General features: G+C 33.9%; 6 protein-coding genes and 1 tRNA gene. 4 read left to right on the top strand and 3 right to left on the bottom strand.

Going from position 1 to position 13,167, the window contains the following annotated elements:
• The first annotated feature begins 399 nt into the window (after positions 1-399).
• The gene (locus R2Q94_RS12130; RefSeq protein WP_316821723.1) at positions 400-2,145 is read left to right on the top strand and encodes a S8 family serine peptidase; all 1,746 of its coding nucleotides are present in this window, start codon (positions 400-402) and stop codon (positions 2,143-2,145) included.
• A gap of 129 nt (positions 2,146-2,274) precedes the next feature.
• On the opposite strand, the gene R2Q94_RS12125 is transcribed toward R2Q94_RS12130, so the two are convergent.
• Together R2Q94_RS12125 and R2Q94_RS12120 are read right to left on the bottom strand one after the other, a co-directional pair.
• Positions 2,275-3,240: an IS110 family transposase gene (locus R2Q94_RS12125; protein WP_316821722.1), complete on the bottom strand. Its 966-nt coding sequence runs from the start codon at positions 3,238-3,240 to the stop codon at positions 2,275-2,277.
• A gap of 1,696 nt (positions 3,241-4,936) precedes the next feature.
• A tRNA-Met gene (locus R2Q94_RS12120) sits at positions 4,937-5,010 on the bottom strand.
• Between the two features lie 517 nt (positions 5,011-5,527).
• Between R2Q94_RS12120 and R2Q94_RS12115 the strand changes: the two genes are divergently transcribed.
• The 3 genes from R2Q94_RS12115 to R2Q94_RS12105 all read left to right on the top strand — a co-directional run bounded on the left by R2Q94_RS12115 (position 5,528) and on the right by R2Q94_RS12105 (position 8,747).
• Positions 5,528-5,908, top strand: coding sequence for an START-like domain-containing protein (locus R2Q94_RS12115; protein WP_316821721.1), 381 nt, complete (start codon positions 5,528-5,530; stop codon positions 5,906-5,908).
• 31 nt (positions 5,909-5,939) lie between these two features.
• Positions 5,940-7,379 carry an LptF/LptG family permease gene (locus R2Q94_RS12110; RefSeq protein ID WP_316821720.1) on the top strand — a complete coding sequence of 480 codons (1,440 nt, stop codon included), beginning with the start codon at positions 5,940-5,942 and terminating at the stop codon, positions 7,377-7,379.
• 156 nt (positions 7,380-7,535) lie between these two features.
• A complete protein-coding gene (locus R2Q94_RS12105) occupies positions 7,536-8,747 on the top strand; it encodes a bifunctional 3,4-dihydroxy-2-butanone-4-phosphate synthase/GTP cyclohydrolase II (RefSeq protein ID WP_316821719.1) in 1,212 nt (403 codons plus the stop codon).
• Positions 8,748-8,751: 4 nt separating this feature from the next.
• Here R2Q94_RS12105 and R2Q94_RS12100 read toward each other — a convergent pair whose 3' ends face one another.
• Entirely contained in the window at positions 8,752-13,128 is a 4,377-nt protein-coding gene (locus tag R2Q94_RS12100) for a translocation/assembly module TamB domain-containing protein (RefSeq protein WP_316821718.1), read from the bottom strand.
• Between the last annotated feature and the right edge of the window lie 39 nt (positions 13,129-13,167).

Below are 13,167 nucleotides of genomic sequence, written 5' to 3'. Positions count from 1 at the left end.
ATGCATTGTATACCTAAACAGTGAACTAACCAGGGACGCTTGCATCTGTGTTATCACTTTTTAATAGCCTATTCAAGGCCGTTAATCCGCTCAAGTTCTTCTGTAATTACAGTTAAGTAGGAGATTCATCTATGGGGCTATGATCTATTTGATATCTCTATCAGGCATTCGGTGTGACTCCAATTGTTAAAGATTATTTTGTATTTAAATGTCATCTACTTGTACTATGTATTGAACAATTTTTATTACTCTCTGAATTCTTATGCTGTTCCAATGATCAATAAAGCCTCATTCATGAAATTATTTTTTTAAGGTAAATTTAATACCGTAAAATGTGATTTAAGCTAATTCATCGTTCTAATAAAAACGTATTATTGTAATTAACATAAGTATTTTAGTATGAGAGTTAATCGTTTGTTTTTTATATTCTTCTTGTTTGTGTATACTTCTGTTTTTTCTCAAAATAGGAATGTGAAGTTGCCAGCAAATTGGTTCAATTTAGATCTTGTAAAAGATGGTTTTTTTGGTATAAGTACAGAACGTGCATATGAGGAAATCCTTAAGAATAATAAAATTAAGCAAGAGATAATTGTAGCGGTAATTGATGGTGGAATAGACTTTAGTCATGAAGATCTTAAGGATCTTTTATGGGTTAATAAAGTGGAGATTGCTGGTAATGGGATTGATGATGATGGAAATGGTTACGTAGATGATATTCATGGTTGGAATTTCATAGGATCTAAATCTGGGAATTTGGTTTATGATAATTTAGAATTTGTTAGGATTTACAAGAAATATACTGCAAAGTATAAATCAACAATAAAGTCGACTGTACTAGATAGCAATGAAAAAAAGGAATTTGACCTATACACTAAAGTTACTGCTGAGTTTGGTAGAAAATATGATGAAGCTGACCAAAAGTTTAGAACTCTATTGGCAATTACTCAAATTTTAGATTCTGCAGCTTTATTCTACAATAAGCCAATTCCAACTTTGGAAGATATAGAAAGTTTTAAACCCTCGACTGACATGGACGGACAGATTAAGAAGATTATTAAATCTGGGGCTAAAGAGAGTGGAAACATGGCTAATTTTTATCACGAAATTAAAGACGCATATAAACAGTATGATATCATGTTAAGGTATAACTTAAATCCAAAATATGATCAACGTGCTGAATTGGTAGGTGATAATTATTCTAATTCATATGAAACTTATTATGGGAATAATGATATAAAAGGACCAAATGCAATACATGGTTCTCATGTTGCAGGAATTATTGGCGCAAATCGTAATAATTCTTTAGGAATTAAAGGTGTTGCTGATCATATTAAGGTCATGGGAATTAGAGTAGTTCCGGATGGTGATGAACGAGACAAAGATGTAGCAAATGCAATTAAGTATGCTGTTAATAATGGAGCGCGAGTGATAAATATGAGCTTTGGAAAAGGGTATAAGTGGGATAAAAAAGTTATTGATGAAGCAGTAAAATATGCTGAACTAAAAGGGGTATTATTAGTGCATGCAGCAGGGAATGAGAATCTGAACCTTGATTATGAGGAAAACTATCCTAATAAATATTTTGATAGTCCTGAATTGGCGGAGTATATGGATAAAGTTGAAAAACTGAAACCTAAAACAGTTTCTTTTAATTCTTCTCCGTTTAGTCGTACTCAAGGAACGGCCAGCCTCAGAAATAATGCTAAAAATGTAATAGACTCAAACAAGTTTAATTTACCTCATGCAAAGAATTGGATTGAAGTAGGTGCTAGCGCTTATAATAATGATGGTTCTTTAAAAGCGTCATTTTCTAATTATGGTAAGTATACTGTTGATGTTTTTGCACCCGGATTTATGATTAATTCTACGATTCCTGGATCACTCTATAAAGAGTTAGACGGGACAAGTATGGCAGCTCCAGTAGTTACTGGATTAGCGGCTCTTATTTTAAGCTATCATCCTGAATTAACAGCTGAAAGTGTTCGTGAGATTATTTTGAAATCCGTTTCTAAAGTAGTTCAGAAAGTGAAATTGATTAATATGGCTGGACAGAGTTCAAGGGTTCCTTTCACTGATCTTTGTGTTAGTGGGGGAATTGTAAATGCATATGAGGCTTTAAAATTAGCTGAAACCTATGTAAGATAATGAGAATCGCCTCTTGGGGGCTAGTTATAGTAAGATCTTATTGATTTTGGTTTAAGAATTATTTTAATTGAATAATTAACTTATGGAGTTGCTACGAACTATGTTAAAAAGCAATCTTTAATTTTATTTTTAACAAAATTTAGAACTATACCCGTCTATATATACTGTCTCAGCCTTACAGATTGCAAAAGCTTGGCGAATCAGTTTGTTTGCAACTGCAATAAGTGCAACTTTTGATGGTTTTCCATTTGCTTTTAAGCGCTCATACGTTTCTTTACATGCAGTATTATACTTAATCGCTGACCAGGATGCTAGATAAAGAATTGCTCGTAAATCTGAATCTCCATTTCTTTTAATTGCTCCTTTTATATTTATTGACGAGCCAGATTTTTGATAGGTTGGGCATATTCCAATGTATCTTGATAATTGTTTCGAATTTTCAAATTGTGCAAATGCACCTGTTGAAATGATTAATGAGGTTGCCAACGTAATGCCTATTCCTTTGATTGATGTTAACGCTTTTATTTGTTTACCGAAGACTTCTGTGGTTAAATTTGATATATCCGTTTCAATATCCTGAATTTGTTTTTCTATAAACTTAGCAGTTTTGTTTAATACCCTTAAACTGTCTTTATCCACTTCTGGAAGTACATTAAATGATTCTTTCAAATTATTCAAGGATATAGATTGTTTTTTCAATTGCCTCAATATCACCTTTTTCTGCTTCAAAACAATGATTGTTCCAGTTGGCATCTTAAATAAAGGAGGCTGCATTTTTTCACCATATAAAGCTATTAATTTTGCATCAACATGATCTGTCTTTGTAACAGTAAGCATCATTCTTGCGAAATGCTTGATCTGCTTAGGATTAAGTAAACTCACACTTATTTTGTGATTCGCTAGCATGTAAAGTAGTAATGTACTATAATTGCCTGTCGCTTCTAAAACGCAGTGATGTTGTTCATTCGAGATGGACTGAATGAACTTTTTAACCCCTTTTGAATCATTTGAATAGCTTCTTGTTTGGTAACCAGATAACTGAGGGTAAGCAGCCACAAATGTGGCTTTTGCAATGTCAATTCCAATAAATTTCATAATACAAGATTTGAATAACAATAAATACATCTTATAAACTATCGTCGCATACACAGGCTTGTTGCCTACCGAACTATTCAGTTTTGAGATGTAAAAACGCAAGGGGGCAGAACGTAGCAAACGGTTTTTTCTACCAACCTTTGAACAGCCTTAATCCTTGCGTTTTTTAATAGAGATGAATGTACGACATTTGACTGGACGCCAGGTTAAGGGAGTCTGATAAGTTAACAGAAATTTTGTAATGAGTGAGAAAAGCATTCCTGTACCAATTCAAGATAATGAGTATTGAACTAAGTAAGACCTGTACAGCTCTGAGTGCCCGTTGCCAAAGATCTAGTTATCAGTCCTGCGTTGTTGTACCGCTGGCGGAAAGAATTTTTGAGTAAGCAAGGCAGTAGCTTTTCTGAGAACTGGAAGGTTAATCTCAGCGCAGTTGCGCAAGGACTATGTGAAACCCAGATGGAGCGCGACATTTTAAAAAAGACATCAGTATCTTCTCCTAAGGCGACAACAAATATTTAGGTTCATAAGAAATCATAGTAAGGTGTTTTTAGTTGGGAAGATGTATTCAGTATTTAAAGTAGGTAGAGGTTGATTTTACAAACGATCAATTAGTAGTCCATTAATTATGAGTACTGAAAATCATATGATTGAAAGCGTGGTGATACAAGGTTTTGAATAAAGTAAAACGATATGTGGAGTACTAATTGTATTACAAGTTTTTTTAGATAGTTCTATGGCCTCATTTTCTGCATCAATTGCTTTCAACCTATGTTTAATTTGCATTTCCTTTAGCTTGTTTTTGTACGTGAAACCTGTCAGGCACCCTGCGGAAAACAACCTTTACTAATTAACTCCATGTTACCAGCCATCTCCAAGGTAATTTCAATCGACTTTTTTCTCACTCTTTCTTGAATCTTTTGTAGCACTGAAATTACCCTTTCTGCTTTGGTACCTGCTACAATGGAAAGAATAGCCCCTTTATTACTCTTTGCTGCTTTATTGGTAACGATGGTGTAGAGTTCCGCATGGAGAAGGCTAGCTTCATCTATGCAAAGCTGTTCATTGAGATTCTCTAGGTAAAAGAGCCATCTCTTTGCATGTGGTTTTTGTTCCCAGCCTTTAGATCACTCAGATGATCTCGGTATTGTCGGAGCAGGTTTTTAGCCTTTACATCATAGAATGAGCTGATGGAGTCAATGCAATTTGGCGCTGTATCGATAGATAAAAAAACGCCAAATTTCTTTTTATGCGCCTCCTTCTCCAGCAAAGTTCAATTCAGGTAAATTACCTTTGAACTCTCAGTCTTTAGTCTTCTACGTGTTTTGATGTGATAAAACAGTTTGTGACTGCAAATTGGAAAATCTTGAATTACAATCTCAGGAAAAAAGCCTTTAGACAAAACTTTAATTCCATCCCATTCTAAAGGAGGCGTATTCATTTCTTCAAGATCGATGTGGAAGGTGTCGATATCCTCAAGAGCTCCTTTATATTCAAAATTCTCAAGTATAAATTCTGGTAGAAATAATTTTAGTAAGGAGCCCGGAGGTGATGGCATAAATAGTAAGCGTTATAAAATGCAAGCTATATTTTTAACTGCTCCTCCATAACATTTGGGATTGTTCCGAATTCCGCTTGATCCGATAAAACTGCTTAAAACGTAAAAAAGCCCACTTTTCAGTGAGCTTTCTTTCAGTAGCGGGGAGCAGAATCGAACTGCCGACCTCAGGGTTATGAATCCTGCGCTCTAACCATCTGAGCTACCCCGCCGGGCGTCTTCTTTCTAAAGAGCTGCAAATATAGAATAATGGTTTGAAATAATGAAAAAAAACATCAAATAAATGCATTAATAAAGGTTTTGTGTTGAAAATGAATCAGTTATTTATAGCTGATTCTGTATAAAACAGGCTAGTCACTCTTGGAACTTTGGGTTTCACCTTATTATATTAGCCCAGTTATTCAAAATCTTAGTGAGTGTGAATTTTAAATGATTTTTAAAAAAGCGATTTAAAAAGATACATGAACATAATAATTGGTCCGCATTGATACTACTAAAGATGATGTTGATATGTTACGGTTATTCACTAATTATATTTGAAAAATTCTGAAAGGTTTAATTAGATGGTATGAATTTCGTCCTGCCAATCACTGAGCAAGTTATGGGCTAATTATTTGGGCTAGCCAACTGTACATCTTCTTTTCTAAAGAGTTGCAAATATAGATTATATTACTTTTCTTTAGAAATAAATAAAAATTGTCCATTAGTTTAGAATGTAAGGATCTGTCAATGTCAGAAAAGAAAAAGTTTACGTTAGAATATGAATTGAGATCTTCGCCACGTATTTTGTTTAGTTTCATTAGTGAGCCAAATGGTTTATCTCAGTGGTTTGCAGATGATGTAATTTTCCGTGATCAGGTTTATACATTTACATGGGATGATGAAATACAAAAAGCGAAGCTTTTGAGTATAAAAGAAAATAAGTTAGTGAAGTTTAAATGGATTGATGACGAACCACATTGTTATTTTGAAATGGAAATTGTTCAGGATGAATTAACAAATGATGTAGCCCTTTCTATAACTGATTTTGCAACTGAAGATACTTTAGCAGAGCGCACGCTAATTTGGGATAATCAGATTACCTATTTACATAGTGTGTTAGGAGCGTAACTTTTTCAGTTGCTTTGCTTACCTTTGCATATTGAAAAAGATTCATTTACTTCTGCTCAAAGCATTTATTAGGCCTTTCTTTGTCACATTTTTTATTGTGATGTTTATACTATTGATGTTCTTTTTATTCAAGTACGTCGATGATTTAATTGGAAAAGGCTTTGAATGGTATGTGATTTTGGAATTGATGTACTATGCTTCAGCAGCCAATGTCTCTATGGCACTTCCACTTTCCATTCTTCTATCATCTATTATGACCTTTGGAACATTGGGAGAGAATTATGAGTTAGTAGCTATAAAATCTGCTGGTGTATCACTTCAGAAGGCAATGATGCCATTGTTGGTATTGATTGTGTTTATTGCTATTGGGTCTTTTTTGTTCTCAGATGTCATGTTGCCAAAAGCCAATTTAAAATTTGGCTCTCTTCTCTGGGACATACGCAATAAGAAACTATCTTTTTTAATTAAAGAAGGTGTGTTTAATAATAGCATTCCTGGATATTCAATTAGAGTTGATAAGAAGGGGGAAGATGGTGTTTCTTTGGAGGGAGTAATGATTTATGATCATACTAGTAATAATGGTATAGCGAAGATCATAATTGCAAAAGAGGGGAAGATGGCTAGCGATGATAAGAACCTTCTTTTAAAGCTCAAGAATGGCGTAAGATATGAAGAATCTAGTGGAGAGAACACTTCATATAATCCACGACAGCAATTCACACGAATGCGATTTAAAGAAACGGATCAAAAATTTGATATATCGAGCTTTAAAATGAACCGTACAGATGAGCAAGGGTTCAGAAATAATACCCAGATGCTCAATTTGAAAGGATTGAACAAAAAACAAGATTCTTTATCAAAAGAATTAGATAGCCTCAATAAATTTTCCAATTTGACCCTTTCTAGCTATTTTAAACAAAATAACTACGTGAAAGGGTATAGTAAGGTTAATACTCTTGAAAAGAAAATCAAGGGACCTGTATTAAATGTCTTACCCTCAACAGATAAACTTAGATCTATTCAATCCGCTTTGGATCAGGCGAACACGGTTAAACAAACAGTTTCTGGAAGATTATCTGATCATGCAGATAGGATTCGAAATCTTATAAAGGTTGAAATTGAGTATCAAAAGAAATTCACTTTGGCAGCATCATGTCTTCTACTTTTCTTTTTGGGAGCTCCGTTAGGGGCAATAATCAGGAAAGGTGGATTGGGTTTACCAGTTGTTATGGCAATTGTCTTTTTTTTAATTTACCATATTATTGCTACGGTAGCTGAAAAATCTGCAATTACAGGGTCATTAGCTCCATTCTTTGGACCTTGGTTAGCCATTATTATTTTATCCCCTGTTGGTGCTTTTCTTACTTATAAAGCCACTGTTGATTCGGCTTTGTTTGATATTAATGCAATAAAACAGTTGGTAGTGAATCTTTTCAAAAAGATAAAACAACGTTTTAAAAAAGATATTTAAAGGAATTTTAGTAAAGGGTAAATGGCTAAATATTCATTACTTATTTATGATATTAAAGCGCAGGATATTGAATAGGAAGATTGTAACTTTGTACTTAATCTTAATAGTTAAACAAGCAGCTACTCTTAGTGTTTGTGTATAGATATATTTCAAAAAATGGAAATCAAACTAAATGCAATAGAAGAAGCTATTGCTGAAATACAGGCTGGTAAAGTAGTTATTGTTGTTGATGACGAGGATAGGGAAAATGAGGGAGACTTCTTAACTGCTGCTGCAAATGCAACACCTGAGGTAATTAATTTTATGGCAACTCATGGAAGAGGGTTAATTTGTGCTGCATTAACTGAACAGAGATGCGATGAGCTTGGATTAGAGTTAATGGTAGGTAAAAATACAGCTGCATATGAGACGAATTTTACGGTTTCTGTTGATTTAATTGGATATGGATGCACCACAGGCATCTCTGCATCTGACAGATCAAAGACTATCCAAGCATTGATTAATCCAAATATAAAGCCTGAAGAATTAGGTAAGCCAGGGCATATTTTTCCATTAAGATCTAAAGATGGGGGAGTATTGAGAAGATCCGGTCATACTGAAGCATCAGTTGATTTGGCAAGATTAGCTAATATGGAGCCTGCGGGTGTTCTTGTCGAAATCATGAAAGAAGATGGCGAGATGGCGAGGCTACCCGATCTCATAAAGATTGCTGCACAACATAATCTAAAAATTATTTCAATCAAGGATCTTATTGCTTATAGATTAAGCAAGGAAAGCCTAATTCAAGAAGAGGTGACGGTTAATCTCCCTACTCAGTGGGGTGATTTCAAAATGACTGCTTATACACAATTAGATACAGGAGCTACCCATTTGGCTATTAGCAAAGGAGAGTGGACTGTTGATGAACCGGTTATGGTAAGAGTACACAGTTCATGTGTTACTGGAGATATTTTTGGTTCTTGTCGTTGTGATTGTGGACCACAATTACACAAGGCAATGGAAATGATTGAGAAAGAAGGAAAGGGTCTTATTGTGTACATGAATCAGGAAGGAAGAGGCATAGGTCTGGTGAACAAATTAAGATCATATAACCTTCAGGATGCAGGTTTTGATACAGTGGAGGCAAATATAAAATTAGGTTTTAAAGGGGACGAAAGAGATTATGGTGTTGGTGCTCAGATTTTAAGAGCTCAGGGTATTTCAAAAATGAAACTGATGTCAAATAATCCTACGAAACGTGCAGGCCTAACAGGATATGGACTGGAAGTATTAGAGAATATTTCTATTGAAATTGAAAGTAATATACATAATGAGCAATATCTTAAAACTAAGCGTGATAAGATGGGACATCAGATTATGAAAGGTTAACAATCTATTTTTTTTGATTATTTTTCTGCTGTTCGGTAAGAATGGCCTCTTTATTAATTAATTGCCTGGTTTTTGGGGTCTCCCCATGCTGGGCTTTTTTCTTTTGATCTCTTTTGTATTGTCCTGTAATTTTTCTCAAAAATTCTCTAAAACTATCAAATTGCTGGGTGTAAACCAATCCCAATGCAGTGACATTATTATTTTGGTTGATACCTGATGTTGTAAATATTGTTTGTTGAGTTGGAGGTTTATTCGATAATTTACCAATCAAGGTTCCGTCTTTTTTTATTAACCCAAGAATTTCTACCTCACCACCTACATTGTTTCTAGAAAAACCATCTAAGGATAAATCATTTGTACTACCTCTATTCACTATACCCGCATTGAGGATTACCCTGTCATTGAATAGTCTGAAAGAAGCATTTGCTTCTGTTAATGACCGGACATTAAAATCAACAAAATCTAGGTTTAAGGATGAAAGCACATTATTTAGTTGATTAAATAGTAATTCCGTGGCAGTACTTGTAACTCCACTTGTGAGTTGTTTTCCTAAATCTTCATTCCCAGTTCCTGGAGCAAAACTTCTTCTAATGATCAAACTTAAAGCTTGAAGATTAAGATTGTTTGAATCATTGAAATAGGCTTGCATTTCTTCTTTAATAGCTGGATTTGAGGGAAAGAATATATCTAACTTGATATCTGGTTTTAATAGTAAACCTGATAAACCCATTTCGACCTCGGTTAATACTCTTTCGTCTTTATTATTGCCGTCCCTATTAGCAGCTGTATATAGGTCTCTTAGACTTGTTCTTAGCGAATAAATAGCCTTTAGTTGTATTTGTGCCATTGCTGGATTCCCAGTCCAGCGAATGGTTCCTCCTTGACGAATATTGAATTTCTTATTAATGACCTCTTGAGCTGTAAAATCAAAACTACCATTTTCAATTATATAATCACCAGACATGTCAAAATCTCCCTGACTATTGATCTTTAGGGTAAGATCGGTGGCATTTCCCCGCCCACTTAAATTACCTAAACTTGTGAATATATTTGCGACACTATTAGGGTCAACATCTAGTTTTAAGTTCATCGTGAGTCCATCAAAACTATTTTGTTTTTTTACTGTATTAATGGTGTCTTTACTCACAAAGGTGATGAAATCTTTACTAGAAACAGTTTCGGAGCTGTTTAATGGTAAGTTAAACACAGTACCTTTTTCAGTTTTTGCATCGATATCAATGTACATACGATTGGTTGGGCCTTTAAAAATAAAAGTTCCGGTACCATATGCTTGTCCATAGTAAATAGGGTTATCTTTTTCCGTTGTGTTTAATGCCATGAAGTTCCTGGCCTTTATTACAGCATCTATTGTAGGATTATCTAGATTATTTAAATCTACTGTACCATTGGCGATGGCCTCATTATTATCAACATCTAACAACTTTAAATTATGAACTTTAATAATACTATTATCGATAGTTACCTGATCATTTAGAGTATATGCTGTTTGTAGATAATTAATAGTCATTTTTCCTTTATTAAAGGATATTTCTCCGTTAATGTCGGGTTTATCAAAAGATCCTTTTACCGCTAAATCGGCAGAAATATTACCCTTTAATTTCGAAACCAATTTTTTCACGAAAGGCTCGAGCACAGCCATTTCAGTTTCATCTAGTTTAATGTGAAGATCTAATTCTTTTTTCTCCAGATCAAGACTTCCCCTTGCTTTTAATGTCTCCTTATCTCGAGTCATAATGCTGGTATATACATTAACTATATTCTCTGATTGACGAAAAGATGAAGTATCAGTTAGACTTCCAATATAAGTATCATTAAAACTCAGCGAATCAATCGTGATGTTATCAGAAATTTTTGGAGATTTTAGAATATGATGAATTTTTGTTTCTCCATTCAATTTACCGGATAGTTCTAGCCCCAGTGTTTTTACAAATGGGTTTAGAGTTTTAAGGTCGAATTTTTCAAACCCAACTAATAACAGATCTTCAGGCTCATTGGAAAGAATTCCGTCTATTTTTAATATCTGAGGGCCATTGCTCAGATCAAAATTATTAATTTGTGTTTTCCCTTCATGGAAGCTAATTCTTACCTTTTCTTGAATTTTCCAATCTTCATTGTTAATTTTTAAAATGGATGGCAAAATAGTAATGCGACCAACTGTATCTGTAGCAAACTCAATCAAGCCATTTAAATCAAGTGAATTGGCATCATCAGCATTTGAAAGCTTAACATTCAGACTTAAACTATCATTTCTTAGAATATTTGAGATATTCACATTTTTGATGTAGAGGCTATCATTTAGGTCAACACGATCAGAGGTAACAATGGCCTGTAATTGATTTGTAGAGGTGTTTTCATCTACAATGATATTGTTGACGACAATACCATTATACTTTAATTTTTGGACAAATCCATTTATAGTTGCAACATTTTTTTTTGAGTCAAAATTCCCGACAAAAACCGCTTGATCTTCGATCTGTAGTCCTGGGACTAGCAATTGTGCTACCGGTTCAAATTTCTTAATTCTGAGGTCGAATTTAAAAATTTGATCTCTGTAATTAATAATATCGGCTTTTAGTGATGGTATATAAGTTTTTGCAAGCGCCTTGAAGTAGGATGGAAGTGTATTTAAGTCGTATTGCCCTTTAATACTTGCATCTAAGATGTCAGAATTAATCGTTAAGTGTCTGTCTTTTCCTATTCCACCTGCACCAAGTTGTATGGAGTCAATATGATAAATGCCTTTAACGTTATTGAGTTCAACATGCTGTATGAGCAGGTTTCCTTGAATGTTATCTAAATTATTCCCTGTGAAGTTGGTACTAAACACTGCATCAATTTGTAGGGAATCTTTATATAATTTCAATGCTCTAAGCCTTGCTTTTTTTATATTGGCTTTAAAATTAAATTCTGGTAGTTGTCCATTTAAGTTTACCCCACCATCGAAAACCATGTTAAGGTTTTTGTCATTTACTTTTAAACTACCATCAAAATATTTCTTTTCAAAAGTTCCATCAATTTTAACGTTTCTATATCTATAATTATTAAAATCAATATATTCAATGTCCCCATCTAATCTTTCTGTAAGATTTTTGATTTCTGTGCCTCTACCTTTAACATTTAATGCTGCTGTAATCTGACCAAGGCTTTTTTCATTGAGTAGATTACCCAAGTTAAAATCATAAGTTTTGACGTTTCCAGAGTAGGATGGTATTCCCTGTTTGTCAATTTTCATATTAACATCAGAGACCACTCTTCCAATTTTCGTTTTAAACTCGCCATAAGCGATAAAATCATTTTGGAAACCAGTAAAAGAACCATTGAAGTTCACATTTCCAAATTTTGAGATGATCTCAGGAATTCTTTTAGTTCTCTTTCCCGTTACACTAGTGAGCAATTCATCCAAATCCTTTTTGTTAGTTCCCGCCATCTCAATTTTGAAATCCATAAAGGTTTCCTTTAGAATTGGAAGGCCTTTAAGATTAAAATCGCCTTTAATATGAGTAGCTTTACCTGCTTTTATGGATAGTTTCTTAGCGCGGAGGTTATTGACTAGTCCGGTAATTTGACCATCTACATCTAATTCCAAGCTCATTTGGTCTAATTCTGAGGTGAAAAAAGAAACATCACGAGAAGCAATATGACTATCTTTGAAATTGGCCTTCATTCTTACTTTATTGACATAATCTCTAAAGTCCCTATAGCGATTAAAGCTCATCTTGAAATAATCTTTTAGTCTGGAATGATTGGTCTCTAATAATAAACGTTGGAGCTCTATTTTATTGCTATCTACTGTCGCGAATGTGCTTAAGTTTTTTAAGTAAAAGCCACTTTTTTCCTTGAAGGTTAGATTTTTAATTTCAGCTTGTAGGATATGGTCAGTAGTATTTAATTTCTCTAAGATACCATTGAGGTTACTGAGGTGTACATCTTCAAAATTGACACTTTTCATTACGGTGTCATACTTATAGTTTTTATACTTAAAACTAAAGTTATTTAGGATAACTCTTTCAAAGGTTATTTTATAAGGTTGTTTCTTTTTAGTAGTGGGAGGGCCTGAATCAAAATAATCGATTATGAAATCTAAGTTAGTTGATCCATTTTTATAGGTTTTAAGGAAGAAGGCCCCATTATTTAGCTGTACTGTATTGACGTCTAAAATTCTTCTTTTTATAGAAAGTTGATTTAGGTCTACAAAAAATTTTGGTGTATTTAATAAAGTATCCTTTTGTTGGTCGAGGACGAGTAGATTTTCTAGAACAAGGGATTTAAATGGTTTTATGTACAAGCCCGTTAAGGATACCGTTGTGTTAAGCTCTTTTGATAAATAATCGGCAGCTTTTTTTGCGACAAAAGTCTGCACTGGCTTGTATTGAAGCGCGAATAATAGAATCGCAACTAG

The sequence above is a fragment of the Pedobacter gandavensis genome (assembly GCF_032678465.1).
GTDB lineage: Bacteria > Bacteroidota > Bacteroidia > Sphingobacteriales > Sphingobacteriaceae > Pedobacter > Pedobacter gandavensis_B.
This window is presented reverse-complemented; position numbering and strand designations above follow the sequence as displayed.

Bases quoted from the DNA above. Each gene is read 5' to 3' on its own strand.
- R2Q94_RS12105 (WP_316821719.1), top strand. From the start codon at position 7,536: ATGGAAATCAAACTAAATGCAATAGAAGAAGCTATTGCTGAAATACAG.
- R2Q94_RS12115 (WP_316821721.1), top strand. From the start codon at position 5,528: ATGTCAGAAAAGAAAAAGTTTACGTTAGAATATGAATTGAGATCTTCG.
- R2Q94_RS12125 (WP_316821722.1), bottom strand. From the start codon at position 3,240: ATGAAATTTATTGGAATTGACATTGCAAAAGCCACATTTGTGGCTGCT.
- R2Q94_RS12130 (WP_316821723.1), top strand. From the start codon at position 400: ATGAGAGTTAATCGTTTGTTTTTTATATTCTTCTTGTTTGTGTATACT.